The organism is Pseudoflavonifractor sp., assembly GCF_050943825.1.
Lineage (GTDB): Bacteria > Bacillota > Clostridia > Oscillospirales > Oscillospiraceae > Pseudoflavonifractor.
This window is the reverse complement of sequence record NZ_JBMNPX010000002.1, coordinates 1-17,591: the sequence shown is the minus strand read 5'-3', so window position 1 is coordinate 17,591 and position 17,591 is coordinate 1. Positions and strand designations below refer to the sequence as shown.

General features: G+C 50.7%; 18 protein-coding genes. 6 read left to right on the top strand and 12 right to left on the bottom strand.

Annotation, left to right across the window (positions count from 1 at the left end; translation table 11 throughout):
* Positions 1-106: 106 nt before the first annotated feature.
* The 4 genes from ACOX7T_RS02550 (at position 107) to catA (ending at position 3,259) form a co-directional block, all read left to right on the top strand.
* Positions 107-571, top strand: coding sequence for a MarR family winged helix-turn-helix transcriptional regulator (locus ACOX7T_RS02550; RefSeq protein ID WP_040647801.1), 465 nt, complete (start codon positions 107-109; stop codon positions 569-571).
* 161 nt (positions 572-732) lie between these two features.
* Positions 733-1,284 (top strand): helix-turn-helix transcriptional regulator, encoded by a 552-nt coding sequence (locus ACOX7T_RS02545; protein ID WP_433439611.1) that lies wholly within the window; start codon positions 733-735, stop codon positions 1,282-1,284.
* Positions 1,281-2,639, top strand: a complete 1,359-nt coding sequence (locus tag ACOX7T_RS02540; protein ID WP_433439609.1) for an NAD(P)H-dependent oxidoreductase — start codon at positions 1,281-1,283, stop codon at positions 2,637-2,639. Before ACOX7T_RS02545 ends, ACOX7T_RS02540 begins: the two co-directional genes overlap by 4 nt.
* The gene (gene catA, locus ACOX7T_RS02535; RefSeq protein WP_433439607.1) at positions 2,636-3,259 is read left to right on the top strand and encodes a type A chloramphenicol O-acetyltransferase; all 624 of its coding nucleotides are present in this window, start codon (positions 2,636-2,638) and stop codon (positions 3,257-3,259) included. Before ACOX7T_RS02540 ends, catA begins: the two co-directional genes overlap by 4 nt.
* Before the next feature lie 79 nt (positions 3,260-3,338).
* Here the strand turns inward: catA and ACOX7T_RS02530 are convergent, their stop codons facing one another.
* The 10 genes from ACOX7T_RS02530 to ACOX7T_RS02485 form a co-directional block, all read right to left on the bottom strand.
* A complete protein-coding gene (locus ACOX7T_RS02530) occupies positions 3,339-4,832 on the bottom strand; it encodes a recombinase family protein (RefSeq protein WP_433439605.1) in 1,494 nt (497 codons plus the stop codon).
* Between the two features lie 97 nt (positions 4,833-4,929).
* Complete coding sequence (locus tag ACOX7T_RS02525; protein ID WP_433439603.1) at positions 4,930-5,307, bottom strand: recombinase family protein; 378 nt, start codon at positions 5,305-5,307, stop codon at positions 4,930-4,932.
* Positions 5,294-6,886, bottom strand: coding sequence for a recombinase family protein (locus ACOX7T_RS02520; RefSeq protein WP_433439601.1), 1,593 nt, complete (start codon positions 6,884-6,886; stop codon positions 5,294-5,296). The genes ACOX7T_RS02525 and ACOX7T_RS02520 overlap by 14 nt, the downstream gene beginning before the upstream one ends.
* Positions 6,879-8,585: a recombinase family protein gene (locus tag ACOX7T_RS02515; protein WP_433439599.1), complete on the bottom strand. Its 1,707-nt coding sequence runs from the start codon at positions 8,583-8,585 to the stop codon at positions 6,879-6,881. Before ACOX7T_RS02515 ends, ACOX7T_RS02520 begins: the two co-directional genes overlap by 8 nt.
* The gene (locus ACOX7T_RS02510; RefSeq protein WP_433439598.1) at positions 8,586-10,235 is read right to left on the bottom strand and encodes a recombinase family protein; all 1,650 of its coding nucleotides are present in this window, start codon (positions 10,233-10,235) and stop codon (positions 8,586-8,588) included. It lies immediately after the preceding gene.
* A gap of 158 nt (positions 10,236-10,393) precedes the next feature.
* Positions 10,394-10,657 (bottom strand): DUF6870 family protein, encoded by a 264-nt coding sequence (locus ACOX7T_RS02505; RefSeq protein WP_022512905.1) that lies wholly within the window; start codon positions 10,655-10,657, stop codon positions 10,394-10,396.
* A gap of 90 nt (positions 10,658-10,747) precedes the next feature.
* The gene (locus tag ACOX7T_RS02500) at positions 10,748-13,006 is read right to left on the bottom strand and encodes an ATP-dependent DNA helicase (RefSeq protein WP_433439595.1); all 2,259 of its coding nucleotides are present in this window, start codon (positions 13,004-13,006) and stop codon (positions 10,748-10,750) included.
* Between the two features lie 519 nt (positions 13,007-13,525).
* On the bottom strand, positions 13,526-14,023 hold the full coding sequence (locus ACOX7T_RS02495; RefSeq protein ID WP_022512908.1) for a sigma-70 family RNA polymerase sigma factor: 498 nt from the start codon (positions 14,021-14,023) through the stop codon (positions 13,526-13,528).
* Positions 14,024-14,470: 447 nt separating this feature from the next.
* Entirely contained in the window at positions 14,471-15,157 is a 687-nt protein-coding gene (locus ACOX7T_RS02490) for a response regulator transcription factor (protein WP_433439593.1), read from the bottom strand.
* A 62-nt stretch (positions 15,158-15,219) separates the two neighbouring features.
* Positions 15,220-15,483, bottom strand: coding sequence for a TIGR04076 family protein (locus ACOX7T_RS02485; RefSeq protein ID WP_022512910.1), 264 nt, complete (start codon positions 15,481-15,483; stop codon positions 15,220-15,222).
* Between the two features lie 96 nt (positions 15,484-15,579).
* Here ACOX7T_RS02485 and ACOX7T_RS02480 point away from each other — a divergent pair, with 96 nt between their 5' ends.
* Together ACOX7T_RS02480 and ACOX7T_RS02475 are read left to right on the top strand one after the other, a co-directional pair.
* Positions 15,580-16,011, top strand: coding sequence for a Crp/Fnr family transcriptional regulator (locus ACOX7T_RS02480; protein ID WP_433439591.1), 432 nt, complete (start codon positions 15,580-15,582; stop codon positions 16,009-16,011).
* Positions 16,002-16,241: a Crp/Fnr family transcriptional regulator gene (locus ACOX7T_RS02475; protein ID WP_433439589.1), complete on the top strand. Its 240-nt coding sequence runs from the start codon at positions 16,002-16,004 to the stop codon at positions 16,239-16,241. The genes ACOX7T_RS02480 and ACOX7T_RS02475 overlap by 10 nt, the downstream gene beginning before the upstream one ends.
* Before the next feature lie 27 nt (positions 16,242-16,268).
* On the opposite strand, the gene ACOX7T_RS02470 is transcribed toward ACOX7T_RS02475, so the two are convergent.
* On the bottom strand, positions 16,269-16,757 hold the full coding sequence (locus ACOX7T_RS02470; protein WP_022512912.1) for a hypothetical protein: 489 nt from the start codon (positions 16,755-16,757) through the stop codon (positions 16,269-16,271).
* Between the two features lie 26 nt (positions 16,758-16,783).
* Positions 16,784-17,591, bottom strand: an 808-nt coding sequence (locus ACOX7T_RS02465) for an FprA family A-type flavoprotein (protein ID WP_433439587.1), incomplete at its 5' end; no start/stop codon positions are given.

Here is a 17,591-nt window from a genome sequence, read left to right as displayed (position 1 = left end):
CGCATTACAATAGTGCCTGTACAGCCCCCAGCGTGGTCTTTTTCCAGGCACAGAAGTGAATTTTTGTCCGGCTGCGGCCGGGCTCTGTCTGATGGAGGCGGAAATGATGCTGGAACAGCGGTTTCAGGACGTGTATACAAAATTCAAGCTGCATTTCTATCGCGAAATCTTTGAGCGCTTTCAGAGCCGGGAGGCCAGTCTCACCACGGTGGAGACCTTCTGCATGGAGGCCATTCAGGCCCTGCGCCTACCCACCATCAATGAGTTTGCCTCGTTCATGAAGATCTCTCCTCCCAACGCTGCCTATAAGGTCAACAGCCTGATTAAAAAGGGCTATGTGGAGAAGATCCAGTCCGAGCACGACAAGCGTGAGTACCACCTGCGGCCCACCCAGAAGTATATTGACTACTACAATATCAGCAACGACTACGTGCGCAAGGTGATGGGCCGCATTGCGGAGCGCTTCTCCCCCGCCGACTGCGCCAAGCTGGAGGAGATGCTGGCCATTGTCAGCGACGAGCTGATGCCGGAGATTCCTCTCCCCGCCCACGAGGCCCAGCAGGGCGCCTGACAGGCGGCCGCTCCCAAAACTACGCCATACAGCCCCATACCCCCGCGCATATGCGCGGGGGTATGGGGCTGCTTTTCTCCTGTTTCCAGCAGCTGCCCGCCTGTTGACGGGCTTCTTTTTTTATTCTATAATATCTCTATTCGATATATTTGGAGGCATCCATGGAGCATCTTATCCTGGGGCTGCTGATGCTCTCGCCCATGACCGGGTACGAGCTGCAGCAGTTCATCAAGCAGAATCTCTCCCTCATCTGCTCCCACAGCGCCGGCAGCGTACAGACCGCTCTAACCAAGCTGGAGCGGGAAGGCCGCATCACCGCCGCTGAAAGCACGGAGGGGCGGCGGCGCAAGAAAACCTTTTCCATCACCCCCGCAGGCCGCGCCGCCTTCAGTGACTGGGTCGCCCAGCCCATGCAGGCGGACAAGGTCAAGAATATGGAGCTCTCCCGGCTGTTCTTTCTGGGGCTTGCCAGTCCGGCGGAGCGTTCCGCCGCCATCCGGGACTACATCCGCCAGATGGAGGAGACGGACGCCATGCTGCGGGCCATCAAGGCCCGGTTTGAGGCCGTCCGCCAGGACCCGCTGCCGCCCGGGCAGGACTGGGACTCCATCTTCCGCTTTCAGGGATACACCATTGACTACGGCATTGCCGCAGCCCAATTTGAGCTGGACTGGTACAAGCGCCTGCTCTGCGAATTGGAGGAAAAATCATGAAAATTCTCGTTCTGAACGCCAGCCCCAAGGGTAAAAACTCTGCCACCGTCCACACAGCCCTCTATTTGCAGGCCCTGCACCCGGAGCATACATTTACCTTCCTGCCGGTTGGGCAGCGCATCAAAGCCTATGAAAAGGATTTTACTCCGGCGCGCGCGGAGCTGGAGCAGGCAGAGCTGGTGCTGTTCTGCTACCCGGTCTATACTTTTATCGCCCCCTATCAGCTGCACCGCTTCATCGAGCTGGTGAAGGAGGATGGTGTGGACCTGTCCGGTAAATTTGCCAGCCAGATCACCACCTCCAAGCACTTCTACGACGTGACCGCCCACCGCTATGTGGAGGAAAACTGCTTTGACCTGGGCATGAAGGTGGTGCGCGGGCTGTCCGCCGACATGGAGGACCTGTTGTGCCCCCAGGGCCAGAAGGAGGCCCGTGACTTCTTTGACCAGCTGATGTTCTCCTGTGAGCACGGTCTGTTCGTTACGCCGCCTGTGACGGCTCCGGCCCCGGAAAAATCCGTCTACCACCCCGTCTTGTCCGCCGGGCCCAGGCGTCAGGGCAAGGATGTGGTCATCGTGACCAACTGTGCCGCTGGCGATGAGAACCTCAAAAACATGATCGCCGACTTCCGTGCCGCTCTGCCCTATGAGAGCCGGGTGGTCAACCTGCGGGAGTTCCCCTTTGACGGCGGGTGTCTGGGCTGCTTCGGCTGTGCCGTCACCGGGACGTGTGTCTATAAGGACGGCTTTGACCAGTTCCTGCGCAATACCATCCAGACGGCCGACGGCTTTGTGTACGCCTTCACCATCTCCGACCACTATACCCATTCCAGCTTCAAATGCTTTGACGACCGGCAGTTCTGCAACGGCCACCGCACCGTCACCCACGGCACCCCCATTGCCTATCTGATCAGCGGCCCTTACCGGTACGAATCCAACCTGCGCATGATTGTGGAGGGCCGTGCCGAGGTAGGCGGCAATTACCTGTGCGGGGTTGCCACTGACGAGAATGATACCGCTGCGGATATCCGGTCTCTGGCGGAGAACCTGACCTTTGCCATGGAAAAGCGCCTCACCCGGCCTGCCAATTTCTACGGCGTGGGCGGCATGAAGATTTTCCGTGATCTGATCTACATGATGCAGGGTCTGATGAAGGCAGATCATAAATTCTACAAGGCCCACGGCATCTACGACTTCCCCCAGAAGCAGAAAAAGCGTATCTGGCAGATGCGTCTTGTAGGGGCGCTTCTCGCTGTCCCGTCCATCCAGAAGCAGGCCAAAGGGAAAATGACTGAGGCTATGGTAGGACCCTATCGGAAGGTAGTGGAGCAAGTGCAGGGAGGGAGCGTACAATGACCTTTACCAAAATCGACCTGGAGACCTGGCCCCGGAGGGAATACTTCAACCACTATTTCACCCAGGTTCCCTGCACTTACAGCGCGGTGTTCAAGCTGGACATCACACGGCTCCGGCAAAGCCGGAAAAAGCTGTACCCCTCGCTGCTGTACGGTCTTTCCACCGTGGTAAACCGGCATCAGGAGTTCCGCATGGCCCTGGATGAGGACGGGGCGCCGGGCTTTTATGACCTGGTCCATCCATGCTACACCATTTTTCATAAAGACACCGAAACCTTCTCCAACCTGTGGACCGCCTACACCTCTGATTATGCAGAATTCTGCGCCGCCTGGGAGAAGGATATGGCCGACTATGGTAGCCGTCCGGGCATACTGTCCCGCCCCGATACCCCTGCCAACACCTTCCCGGTATCCATGATTCCCTGGGCCACCTTCGAGGGGTTCAATCTGAATCTGCAGAAGGGCTACGACTATCTGCCGCCCATCTTCACTATGGGACGGTTCTATGAGGAAAACGGCAGGACACTGCTGCCTCTGGCGGTACAGGTACATCATGCGGTGTGCGACGGTTTTCACCTGTGCCGCCTGGTAAATGAGTTGCAGAAATCGCTGGAGGTATAGCTTCTTTCTCTTTTTATCCCATGGCCTGCTCCAGCTTCTGCAGCGCTTTTTTCTCAATGCGGGATACATTCCGCCTGAACTAATGCAAGCATTCGCCGGTGAAAAACGGCGCCGCTTCAGACGGCGCAAACCCTTGCAACTGCTGGCTTTGGGCCACTTCGTCCAGCTGGGCGAAACGGAACTTGATGATGATTTCCTTGTCCTCGGTGAGCTCCACCCGCTCGATGAGGCTCACCAGCAGTTCCCGGCTCTCTCCCGCGGTCTGGATAAACCGCTCCACCAGTTCTCTCGCCCGGTCATCCACAGTGACCGGGCTCTTTTTCTGCAGCTCCATCTCCTGCCGCCGCTCTTCCAGCAGCTTGCGATCCAGCTTCAACCGGTTGAAGAGCCGCTGAAAGTCCTCCTCGGGCAGCAGGCCGCTGAGCCGGTCGGCGTACACCCGGTCCATGCTGGCGGTGAGGCTGTCGATTCTGGATTGAAGGGCCTGGAGTTCCGCCTCCAGGCTGCTCTGCTTCCTGGCCTCCTCTACCGCCTCCCGCGCCATGGGCAGCAGCTCCTCGGGGTTCAGAAAGCCCCGGCACACCTTCTGCACTCTGGCGATTACCGCGTCGGTCACCGTCTTCTCCTTGATGGAGTGGCAGGTACACACCCCCGCCTTGGTGAACCGCTGGTAGGTCCGGCAGACGAAGTAGAGCACGTCCTCTCCCCTAGTATTCTTCCGGTTGATGACCGCCAGCGGATAGCCGCACTCGTGGCAGAAGATCAGGCCCTTGAGGAGGAAGTCGTAGGTCCGGCTTCTGGTGTGCTTGCGGCTGTTGAGCAGCATCCGCACTCTGTGGAAGGACTCCGCGTCCACCAGGGGCTCGTGGGTGCCCTCCACCACCACCCAGTTGGCCGGGTCCTGCTTCAGGCACTTCTTGGACTTGTAGCTGATTTTCACGCTGCGCCCCTGCACCATATTGCCGATGTAGGTCTCGTTCTGCAGCATCTCGGAGATGCGCTCGCTGCTCCACAATCCGGTGTAGGGGCCTGGCTTTGCCACCGGCAGATTGGCGTAGGTGGCCGGGGTAGGTATCCCCTCCCGGTTGAGGAGCACCGCGATGTTCCGGCAGCTCATGCCACCCAGGGCCAGGGCGAAGATCCGCCGCACAATGGGAGCCACTTCCTCGTCAATGACGATTTTGTTTTTCTCCGTGGGGTGCATCTTGTAGCCGTACACCGGCTTGCCGCCGATGAACTCCCCCTTCCGCTGCTTATCCCGCTTGACGCTCTTAATCTTCTTGGAGATGTCCTTGGCGTACATATCGTTCATGATGGCCCGGAAGGGCGTGATGTCGTTGGCGGTGGAGTCCACGCCGGTGTCGATGCCGTCCAGCAGGGAGATGTACCGCACCCGGTGCTCCGGGAAGTACCGCTCCATGTAGTGGCCGGTCATGATGTAGTCACGGCCCAGGCGGGAGAGGTCCTTGGTGATGACCATATTGACCTTCTTCGCCTCAATGTCGGCGATCATCCGCTGGAAGCTGGGGCGGTCAAAATTCGTGCCGCTCCAGCCGTCATCTGATAGTGTCAAGTAAGGACGTAAAAAAAGTTGAAGTTTTTTAAAATATTTTGCCGAAACGCAGAAAGAGCAGGCGGCTGGCAACAATCCAGCGGCCTGCTCTTTCGATTTAGCTTTCTTCCTGTGCCAGTCTCATATACATGGCTACGCGCATTTTTCCTATGTTTCCATCAGATTCAGTTACCAGTTGTACACCTTGCCGGTGAAGCCTTTCTGCGCACGCAAGAAGTTCAACCGTATTCCGGGCAATCCTGCTACTGTTGATTGCTAAAACCGCTCCGACTTGATGTGCGGTAATGGCCTGCTCAACCTCTTTCCACCCCGGACGTTCCATGGTCAGCCCGGAGCCTGTATCTTTAGACACACCGGCTATTGCATAACCCTTTCTTTCCGCAAAATCAATCAGTCTTTTTTCCTGATTCTCCAACGCCGTTTTATCGTCCCGCGCCACCCGGCAGTATAACCATACCTTTTCATTTCTGTTCATTTCGGAATCCTTTCTCGTCAAAAAGCCAATCAATATGAATTGACCTATCACTATGGACATAGATACAATCCACGAACACCTCAACCATTTCACGGGTCAGGCAGTCGCTGGAAAGATACGTTTCAAACACCTCGATCTGTGGGGTATCGCCGTTCTGCTGTTGCTTTAAGAGTTTGATTTTCGCATTCATTTCCTCAATCTTCTGCTCTAAATCCTCCTGCTGTGCGGAAAGCTCATCCCTCTTTACAATATACTGTTCCTTACTGATTGCACCGTCCAGCTTGCTGTCATACAGGAGTGCTTTTCGTTCCTCATAGCCCATAACCGCTGACTGGTATTCCTCCACTTGCTTTTGCAGATTGGGGACACTCTCAACTCTTGCCGCTTTTTTTACCCGTTTCTGCTTATCCAAAAGTGTTTGGCAGTATAAAAGGATGGCCTGAAAAACCACTTCTGCTAAATCTGTCTCTTTGATATGCCCTTTCATGCAGTCAAAACCAGAGGTACGGTATCGTGTCGTGCAGGAATACCTTGGCGTCGGAGTTTTTTTTCGCGTTAAAGCGTAATGGCATACCCCACAGCGCAATTTTCCGCTGAAAAGATGCGGCTGTAAAGCGGGGGCATCTTTCTCCACATACTCTTTCAGCATATCTTTAGCCGCCTGAAATTCTTCCGGCGTCACCAGTGGTTCATGGCAGTCCTCTACAATAATCCAGTTGTCTTTCCCGCTCTTTTTTGTCTTGTGGTTTCCCACCTCCGGGCGGTAGCGCCTGCCATAAATGTTCTTCCCAAGATAGCGTTCATCCCGTAGTATGCGGACAATTGTCTCGTCAAACCACTGCTTTTCTCCGCCGATTCCATCCCACCATTTATGCCGAAGCCCCTGCTCATTTTTTAAAGTGCTGGGGGTGGGAACTTTTTCCGCATTCAGCAGTTGGGTAATCTGTATCACGCTCATGCCCATGCCTGCCAGACGGTAAATACGCCGGACAATCCCGGCAGATGCTTCATCAATGACGAGGTGGTTCTTATCCTTTTCATCTTTCCGGTATCCGATTGGGGCGAATGGGCTTAAATATTTGCCCTTTTCCGCCCTGATTCTTTTCCCGCTTCTGACTTTCTCGGAAATATCCTTGCTGTAATAGGCATACACCACATTCCGAAACGCCATATCCACGCCGCTGGTCATGCCGTTATAGTCCGCACTGTCGTAACCGTCATTGATGGAAATAAAGCGGACTCCCAAAAACGGGAATATCTGATCCACATAGTCGCTTACGGTCAGATAATCACGGCCAAACCGGGAAAAGTCCTTTACAATAATACAATCCACGGTTTTCGCCTTTGCCATTTCCAGCAGTTTCTGAATTTGAGGACGATGGAGATTTGTACCAGAGTATCCGTCATCGCAAAGTTCTATGATTTCGCAGCCCTGAAATTCCTCACGTCCTGCAACAAAATCCCGTAAAATATTCCGCTGTGCGGTAATGCTGTTGCTTTCGTCCTGCTCTCCGATCCGGGCGTCATAATCCTCCACAGACAGCCGCAGATAAAGCACAACTACCATGGTTTCATTCATTGGCGGCCACCTCGTACTGTGGCATTACCAACTCTAACAGCCTTTGATATTCCTCCTGAAAGCGTAAATTCACGGCAATGCGGGTCTTGCTGTACACCACCACGCTGTCAATCAGTTCCAGCGCCATGGGCCGGGTCAGTAACGGTTCACTTTGAAATTGCAGAAATGCTTTCAGCCACGGGTTTTCTCCCGTTTTTTCCTGACTATGTACCCGCTGCTGTTCCTCCAGCTCCCCAATCTGCTGACGAAGCGATTTTGCCTGTTCCTGATAACGGTTCTGCGCATATAGATAGTCTCTCTCCGACATGAGCTGCTCCGAGTAATCATCGTAAAGTGTTTCCTCGTGCCGCCTGATACTCTCAAGGCTTAACTTTGCCTGTGCGATTTGCTGTTCCAGCTTTCTTTTCTCTGCCGATGCCGTGCTGCGGAACCGTGACTTTTTCATCAGCTTATCCATATCCAGCGCCGCTAAAAACTGTACTCTTATTACATCATAAACCAAAGCAAGTAAGTCCTGCTCCGGTATGCTGATAAAAGAACAAAGATCAGCCGAGGTAGCGTGTACCGGGCAGATATAATTATACCAGACATGGAATTTAGGCTCTTTGTGCTTATTCTCCCGGACATTCTTGTACCGGGTCAGCTTTGTGCCGCAATTCCCACAGTACACAAGCCCTTTCAGGATATTTTCGGTATTCTGGATATGGTCAAACCGCTTTTTCTTTTCCCAATATTGTTCGTTTGCCTGCCGGTTCATTTCCTGCACGGCATAAAACAGTTCTTCCTCCACTATCGCCTCATGGGTGTTTTTTACGATAACCCACTGATTCTTAGGAACCCGTGACTGCTTTTGCCCTTTCCATAGGGCTTCCTGCTTGCGCCCCTGAACCATATGCCCTAAATACACTTCATTAGACAATAGCTGCTTAACCGTTGCAATTTTCCATGGAACCTGCGCCAGCCGCCCGTCTTTTACCAGCCCTTTTGAAAAGCGGTACTGGCTCGGTGAGGGGATATTCCTCTCCCGCAGCATTTTAGCAATCTCCTGAAAACTCTTGCCCATAGCCCGCCATAGAAAAATATCACGAACCACAGGGGCGGTTTCTTCATCCACCACAAGGCGGTGCTTATCCTCTGCGGACTTCAAATAACCATAAGCCGCCCACGCCCCTATAAATTCCCCCCGTTCCTGCTTTGCACGGAGTACCGGGCAGATTTTGTGGGATATATCACGGGCGTAAACGTCATTGACCAGATTCTTCAGGTGCATGGTCAGGCTGTCGGAAGTGGATGGATCAATGCTGTCATAACGGTCATTGATGGCAATAAACCGTACTCCCATGAAGGGGAATACTTTTTCTAAGTATTCGCCGGTTTCAATATAATTCCTGCCAAATCGGGAAAGGTCTTTTACAATAATGCAGTCCACGCGGCCGCTGCGGACATCTTCAAGGAGACGCTCAAATTCGTCCCTTTCAAAGTTTACCCCGGTCTGTCCGTTGTCAACGTATACTGAAACGAGGGAGAAATACGGCTTTCCCTCTATGAACTGACGCAGGATTGCTTCCTGTGTTTCTACGGTGTCACTGTCCTTTTTGCCGCTGTCCAGCACGGAAAGACGGACATAAAGGCCAACCTTATAAATCCGTTCCAGCAGGGAAAGCGGCGGATGTTCTGTAATTCTGCTTTTTCTCGCCATTTATCCCACCTCCTGTTCAGAGGGGCGGGTCTGCCGCAGCGTATTTACAAAAGCAGCCAACCGGTCATACTCTGCCTGAAACTTAAATTCAATCCGGATTCGCTGTCCGGTATAGACAAAAACCCGGTCAATCAATTCCACCGCCAGTTTCCGGTTCAAGTGGTCAATGTTTTGGTGTTCCTTAAAATAAGCAATCCACTGTTGTTCGCCAGAGTTGCCATTTGCCAGCCGGTCAATTTCCTGCTCCAGCTTGAATACGGCTTCCTCGGCTTCTTGTATTTTGTCCTCATACCGTTTCCCAAAGGCACGGTAATCCTCGCGGGAAATCACGCCGTCCGCATAATCCTCATGCAGCCGGAGTTTGCGTCTCTGGTACTTCTCAATTTCCTCACGTTTCGCCGCAAGGCGTTCATCCGTTTTCTTTACCGCCTGTGTCGTATAGGGGAGGTTGTGGATTGATTGCAGGGTTTCCTCCACATCCAGCACGCTGCGGATATGCTCCTGCACCGCACATAATACCGCTTCTTCTAAAAGCTGGTCACGGATGCTGTGGCTGGTACAGCCGGTTTTCTGTTTATAGCCGGAGCAGATATAATAGTAATACGGTTTTGCGCCGGATGCGTTGTTTTTCCGCACCATGCTCCGTCCGCAGTCCCCACAGTACACAAGCCCGGAAAGGAAAAATACCGTATCTTCCTTGGGAGATGTGCGGGTGTCTGCCAACAGTATCTTTGCCACGTTATCAAAGGTTTCCCTGCTGACAATCGGCTCATGGCTGTTTTCTACCGTTACCCACCGTTCCCTTGGAACCTCCATCTGCTTCTTAATTTTATAGTTTGGCGTACTCCGTTTCCCCTGCACCAGCGTTCCTATGTAAACTGGATTTTTCAAAATACGCAGGATAGAAACCGCTGTCCAGCGGGATTTTGCGTTTCTCTTGAACGGGCTGGAAAAGCTGCTCCCCAAATAGCGTTTGTATTCTATGGAGGAAAGTATATCCTGCTCATTCAGCCAGTCTGCAATCGCCTGTGCGGAATAGCCATCCAGTTTTCTCTTAAAAATATCCTGTACAACGCTGGCCGCCATTTCGTCCACAATCAGCCGGTTCTTATTTTGCGGGTCTTTCAGATACCCATAAACGGCAAACGGGGCGATACACTCACCCTTTTTCCGTTTGATTGCAAGCTGGCTGCGGATTTTGATAGACGTGTCCCGGCAGTAAGCGTCATTCATCAGGTTTTTTACCGGCAGCAACAGGTTATCCGAAGATTTTTTCGGTTCCGCGCTGTCGTATCCGTCATTGACTGCTATGAACCGAACGCCCATGAACGGAAACAGGCGCTCCACATATTTCCCCGTCTCAATGAAATTTCTTCCCAAACGGGATAAATCCTTGACAATGATACAGTTGATTTCTTTGTTTTTTACGGACTCCATCATTTTGATAAAGTCCGGGCGGTCAAAATTGACCCCGGAATACCCGTCATCCACCCTGATCGAGTGGAGACGGATTTCCGGGTGCTTCTCTAAAAAAGACAGCAGGAGATCCCGCTGACCGGCGATGCTTTCACTCTCCGCCTTGTCGCCGTCCTCACGGGACAGGCGCAGATAGAGGTCTGCATCATAAAGTATTTGGTTGTTTGCTTCCATACGATATACTCCTAATCATTTTGGATTTCAGAAAGCCAATTTGATGTTGGAGTTTTACCGCAAGTCCTATTTTGTGTCCCAGCTTACCACAAAAAGAACTGCGCGTCCAGATTGATTTTCAGAAAATCCACGGTCGTTTTTCATATCCATAAGCCTCTTTACAATGTTTGCAGATAGTGTTCCATCCGCTGTTCAAAAGTCACGCCGTCACCGGAATACCCCACGCTGACGGCGACCTTTCCCACCTTGAAACAATAGGGGTTCTTTACCTGACGGACAAACTCCGCCATCCGCTGCTCCCTCGGCAGGGTCTTATCAATATCCAGTTCCTTTATATCCACAAGGGTGTCCGGGTCAACCGTCCGCACATCCACTTGCCGTAACGCCTCAAAATCCACCTGAGATAAATCAAATTCGCCCACTGACAGCCCTCCTTTTCGTTTTTACATCTATATGAAATGTTGTCTTGTCCTATGCTCCGGGAACTGCCACTGGCAGTTCCCTCCACACGCTTAGGCGTCAAAGTAGCTCTCGTCCTTATGGGACAAAAGAAACCGCCCCACATCATCAATCCGGTCTGTGACCGGCATATCAGGCAGGGCGGCCAATATGTCATTTTTATAGCGTCCGGCGGCGCGGCTGTCGAGGATAGAGAACACACAGGTGTCCGTCTCCCTGCGGATGCCGCGCCCAATCCACTGGCGCAGTTTGATGAGCATATCCGGTACGATGCGTTCCGACAGGTAGCTGTAAAAATCATCATGGAGGGTGCGTTCATATTCCGATACCGGGTCGGGAGTGGGGAACGGCAGACGTACCACCACCAATGAGGACAGAATATCCCCCGGAAGGTCAATGCCCTCCCCGGCGCTGTCGCTTGCCAGTAGCACGCCATTCCCACTCTTTCTGAAAGAATCAATGGTTTCCAGCCGCCCCTTGCCCATGCAGAACAGCGGATAAGCCACCGCCTGTGGCTTGGACAATTCCTGATACACAAGCTCCATCATGCGGTAGGACGTAAACAGTACCAGTGTATGTCCGTGGCTCTGCCGGATCAGTTCTGTAAGCCGTTCCAGCACCGCCGTCAGATAGGCGCCATTCTTCCTATCCGGGAACGGCATATCCTCCGGCAAGTACAAAAGGGCATGGTTCTCATAGTCAAAAGGGGATGCCTTGCTGACTGTCAGGAGCCTACGCTGTTCTAACAGGTCGATGCCTGTCTGGTGCATGAAGTGGCTGAAATTCCCGCCAATGGACAGCGTGGCCGAGGTCAGCACACAGGGTGTTTCCTGATTCCAAATATCCTCGTAGAGCAGGAAGTCCAACGCTTTCGGCAGGGTACAGAGCCGGTACGTTGATACGCCCGTGTACTCCAGCCAGCAGATGGACTCCGAACTGTCCAAAAGCACCGAAAGTTTTGCCTGTTCCTGCTCCATACGGTTCAGGAGACGTTTATGTGCGTTTCCCGCCCTTGGCAGATAAAAACACACAGACAGCCTGCCGAGCGCGGCCGCCAGTGCGTTCAAAATGCGTATGCTGCCCGTGGTAAAGTCAAATGCCTGACAGCCTTTGTCGTAATGTACCCCTGCTTCATGCCGGATGACATCAAATAGCAGGCTGTTCAGCCGGAGCAGCTCCCCACATAGCAGGGACGCTTCCTTACGATTAGAAATACCGCTCACGCTCCGGTATGCGCTGGACACAAGCTGCTCCAGCTCCGCAGCGTCAAAGTTCATGCCGTACATCTGCCTTGCGGCGTCCAGCAGCTTATGGGCTTCATCAAAGATCAGGATGCCGCTCTGCGGAAGCAGACGGTTCCTGCCGCCTTTCTGACTTAAAATGTCCGCCAGCACAAGGTTGTGGTTGGCAATCTGAAAATCATACGCCATTGTCTGCGTCTTTCGCAGGAAGTCCCGGTATCGGCAGACTGCGGACAGATCACAGTGGAAATGGCAGTGGTTTACGCAGATACGCCCTTTTACATAGTCCGTCAGCGGCAGTCCATCTAAATCAATGGGACAGCCGCCGCTAAAAAGCGCGGTCAGGGTTTCCATGAGTGTTTCATCCGACCGCCGGTTATTGTGCCGGATCGAGGACAGGTAATTACGCACCCTGTCATCACAGGCATAATGGGATTTCCCCTTGCGGATTGCAAAGGTCAGCGGACGGTTGATGATCCGGTGTTCCAGCAAAACAGTGGAAATCTGCGGTATATATTCCTCTGTCAGCGCCTTTTGCAAAGCGATGGTCGAGGTGGAAATCACGGTCGGGCGCATACTGCCCTTAAAAAGCCGGTACACAATGGCGGCAAGGATATAGGCATGGGTCTTTCCGGTTCCCACTTCGGCCTCGCACAGCGCCAGCTTATTCTCCCACAGGGCGTCCAACATCGTCAGGGAAAGAGAAAGCTGGTTATCCCGCAGCACCATTCCATGCCTTGGCAGTATTTCGCTGAAAATATAGGCCAGCAGTTCCTTTGACCTTTTCCGCCCATCATTTTCTGCCGGGGTTTCCGGCTCCGGCGCCTTTGCCAGCATTTTTTCGATTGCACGCTGATACCCCTCCTGTGTGAGCGGCTTCTGCCGGGAAAACAGGCGTTTCGCCTTTAACGTGTTCAAATCTACCATACGGTAGCTGTATGTCTTGCCCGTGAAATATTCCAGCAGTACACAACCTTTGGTGGCAAGCACGACCTTTTCCTCCGGCCGGAACAGTCCGGCCTCATAAATTTTATTCTGAATGTCCGCCATGCAGACAAGTTCTTCATTCATAGCTTTCAGCCTCCTTTGCAGCCTAAAGGAGCGACACAAGCATAGGTTGGAGCTGGGCTTGGTTGGTTGTCTGTTGACAAAAATGCCTGCTCCAACCCATGGTTTCTATCGCTCCAATAGCCGATAGATTGTTCTGTATTGCAAAGGTGTGGAAAGCGTTCCGCTTGGTTTGCGGACACCATAAAAGCCGCCCCCTGTTCTTTCTCAAACAGGGGTGTGCGTTTTCCCGTTTTTCAGGGCTGCCGGTTCTCGGCAGAAGTACCATGATTGTGACAGGGGTTATCGCAATCCATCCCACCACGGGATGTCATCACTGCAAACGGTATCGCTCGGATCGGCAAGGTTCTCTGACCATCTTACTGTCGTCTTGGCGCGTTCCAGTGCGTCGCTTCCGGTTTCCCGGCCTGTCATCGCTGTGCCTCCACACCCGTATTCACTTGTCAAGGAACCGATGAAAGGCGGCTGTAAACTTGCCTTTCACCTAATGTCCAAAAACAAGGGGGGTGTAGGGGTATTCAGCTAAAAATTTTTCAAATATTTTTTCATTTTGCGCACGGCGCCCTCAATGCTCTCCTGTACCGAGGTGAAATGTACACTTTCCTGACTGGCAATCTGCCGGTAGGACTGTCCCTCAAAGAAATGCCTGATGAACCTCCGCCGCTGTGTCTCGGTCAGATCGCTGCTCTCTAAAAGCAGTCTGGCGGCTTTCAAGGCTTCGTCTTTCTCGCTGTTATGTATGAGCAGGGTATCAACGGACGGCGTAGCAAACTGTTCGGAATCCTCCAGCTTGCCGAGGGACTGTTTTTGTTTCCCGTACCGGGTGTCCTCTAAAGCCTGTTCATAGTAAATGCCATCCGACAGAGCCTTCAGCTCCATGAAATCCTGCTCTGTCTTGTCGGGATTGACTTGTAAATATTCCGCAAGGGAGATTTCTATTTCGCTTCCATCAGCAAACTGATAGACAATCCCCTTGCGGTCTTTGTTGACAGCATAATCGCTTGTCCAATATTTCCGCATTTTCCTTTCCTCCGGTTGAAATTTTTTGAATTTCAAACCGGAAAGGGCGGACCCCGGCAATGCGGCCATAAATGCCGGACGCAGAAACAGCACCCACAATAAAACCGTGGATGCCGGAAAGCTGCCCTTGGCAGGAAAATATTGTCATATCCTGTCGAACAAAAAAAGACTGCAACCCCAGCGTTGGGAATTACAGCCTTAGAGCAATCGTTATTCTGTTTTGTACCTAAACCATAATTTGGTTTCTTCTGATTGTGTGTGCTGATGTAATGCCCCTCCTATGTATCAAGAGGGACATTTTCATTCTTTCTGTCTGCGTCTGTCATTTCCTCTCGTGTTTTGACCGAGGGAAATTTTAGCAAACAATACTAAGAACACGCTTAGAATATGCAAAGGACATTCTTAGATATTTCGCATTTTACGACAAATTTCGCACAAATGATAAAATTAAACTTCGCTGGGGTTATGAATATAATAGCCCACGCCATATTGGGACTCTATCCAATCGGCTTTTATCTTTTTTCTAAGATTCCCGACATGGTAGAAGATGGTCGAGTTATCCATTAGATATTCCTCATGCCATACCGTGTTATATATCTGCTCAAATGTTAATACACGATTACTGTTCTTTATGAAATACAGCAGGAGATCATATTCTTTCTTTGTCAGGATAATTTTTTCATTTCCTACGGTAACTTGCCGCCGTGCTGTATCTAACATCAAATTTCCATGGCTGACAAGGGCATAATTGCGGCCGCTTATATGGTTAAGCTGGGTGTATCGCCGCATAAGCGCCTGCGCTCTGGCAAGACATTCCTCCAAATCATAAGGCTTGTTCAGAAAATCATCTGCACCACATTTGAGCGCCGCCACCTTATCCGCTGTACTGGCGGTTTCAGAGAGGGCAAGGATAGGGAGAGGGTTCATTTGCCGGATTTGTTGAATGAGCGTCGCCCCACCATATTGAGAAAGGCAGGCGTCCATAATCACAAGTGAATAGGATTCTTTTTGCAACATATGTATCGCTTCTTTGACAGATTGCGTATAATACACGTCCGTTATATCATCCTGCAAACTGTATTTTATTTCCTTGCAAGTTAATAAATCCTTATCTATTATCAACACATGATTCATGTTACCCCTCCCCTCAAATTGATAGTATCAACCTATTTATTGAGCACAGCTATCACACTTTTCTAATTTTTGTCATCTATCTCCACACGAAAGATATTCAACACATCAGCATCCGGGCAGCAGAAGCGAATATCACCAGACTTTCCTACCGGCAAGGAGCCTCCATATCGCAGAATGTCAATATAGGGAAATGCAACGTGAATTGCCATTGGGCAAATCTCACCTCTTTGGGTGTCAAAATCAAAACTATCTCCAACTTTATGCCCGTAATGACAGCCGCAGTTTCCGAGCTGTGCAACCAATGTGATTTTAATTTTAGGTTTCATACAATTCTCCTTTCCGCTTTCTTCGATTAAATAAACTGTTGCCTTTATGTTGCGTACGCAACATAAAGGCGGTATAATCAAGATGGAGGTAATCACATGAGAGACTATATTGATCAAATATGTAAAATGCCTATGTTTCATGGAATTCAGCCGTCCGAGTTGGATAATATGCTTTCTTGCCTAAACAGCTATACCAGATCATTCCAAAAGGGAGAGTATATTCTGTTGGCCGATGAGCCGGTACCATGTATCGGTGTTGTTTTAACAGGGACTGTTCAGTTAGTCAAAGAAGATATATGGGGGAATAAAGCTATTCTCGCTATTACATACTCTGGAGATCTGTTTGGCGAAACATTTGTATGCAGCAACACCTCATCTACAAGCATTTCATTCTGGGCAGCCTGTGACACAGAGGTATTGTTTCTTCCTTTTGAGAGGGTATTGCATACCTGCGGCATGGCGTGTGTTTTTCATCATCGTCTCATCGAAAATATGATGATTATGGTGGCACAAAAAATATGCAGTTGATGGAAAAAATTGATGTTACATCAAAAAAGACGCTGCGGGAAAAAATCCTTACCTACCTTTCACTACTGGCTCAGCACAAGGGGAGCACCTATATTGAAGTCCCCTTAGGCCGAGTGGAGCTTGCTGATTACCTTTGCGCAGATCGAAGTGCATTAACGCGTGAGTTATCCAATATGAAACGTGACGGATTATTAGATTACGATAAAAACACGTTTCATTTACTAAAATAGCGCGTGGTATATGGATACTCACAACATCTAAATCAAAACTTTCCGCAACAGCATACTGCCCTTTTCAATTTCCGTGAGCAAAGATGGGATGTTGTCCTCTTTCCCAAGCCAGTAAAGGGCATCATATAGAAAACTTAGAATCTCTGCATCCGTGTCCGTCATTTTCTTACAGTTAATGATGCTCCCCAGCGTTTGCGCCAAAGCCAAAAGTGCATATTTCAAAACTACAATCTGCCCTGATTCTGCTGAATCTTTCCACAGATTATAATCATCGTTGCGACCGCATTGCTTTTTGCAAGTCAAACATCGGTCAACTAATCGATATTTTTGCTCATGTAGTAGAGCAATCTGATTTTTCATTTCGTTTTCTGTAATGGCGGCGTTGCCCAGCATCTTAAGACCTGATAGGAGGGCTTGGTGCGTCTGGATGTCAGGACGGTTCTTATTCCCTTCCGCAGACCGTCCAAGTCCAATTAAAGCCGCCAAAAGAGTGGATTTTGTGCAGGATTCACTCAAGGCTGTTTCACCTCCCCTTTCATGATTCAAATTGCAATGACACACTCCTGCCGGTAAAAGGAGAGGACTGTTTCAAAATGCTTTTCCAAAATGACACCGTGTCCGGGCGCAATGCACTTTGTCGGTAATTCTAAAATTGATGCAAGAATCCCGCGTTCTTCTGCTGAAGCCGCTTGAAATACTTTCTCAAAATAGGATGTCACTCCGCTTAGGATTTCTTCTTTCGTGAAGCCACGATCCACCGGCGGCTCTGCCCCCAAGTACTGCCCAAATAAATCGTTGGAGAAAAGAGTTTCATCTTCTTCAAGAAACGTCACCATATTATCCTCCCAATGCAGTCCGGGAGTATGGATAAACCGGAAGGTGTACTCACCGAGTTTAATAAAAGAACCATGTTCCACCGGGATAAAATTTGCTTTGGGATAATCTCCGGACAGCCTTACCTTGCAGGCAGGAGTACAATAAATTGGCAGCTCTGGTTTTTGTGCGAGCAGCAGTCCTAACGCTCCGCTATGGTCATTCTCAGAATGGTTTAAGATCAGGGCATTCAAAGAAGATAGGGGAAGCTGATCTGTGAGCTCCTTCATAAATAATTCAGATGAACGCTCAGGAACCGTATCAATTAGGACATTGTTTTTCCCTTTCAACAAATATGCCAAGAAAGAAAAACTGCGATCCGGTTTTTTTATAACTTTTCCAATGACAGAACAGTGCTTTGATAGATCATAATACATCATAAATGCCTCCTTTTCATCTGTCTGTATTGTAAAATGGAAAGCGCCCCCTGTATGTTGCGTACGCAACATACAGGGGGCGCTTCTCTTTGTATCATGA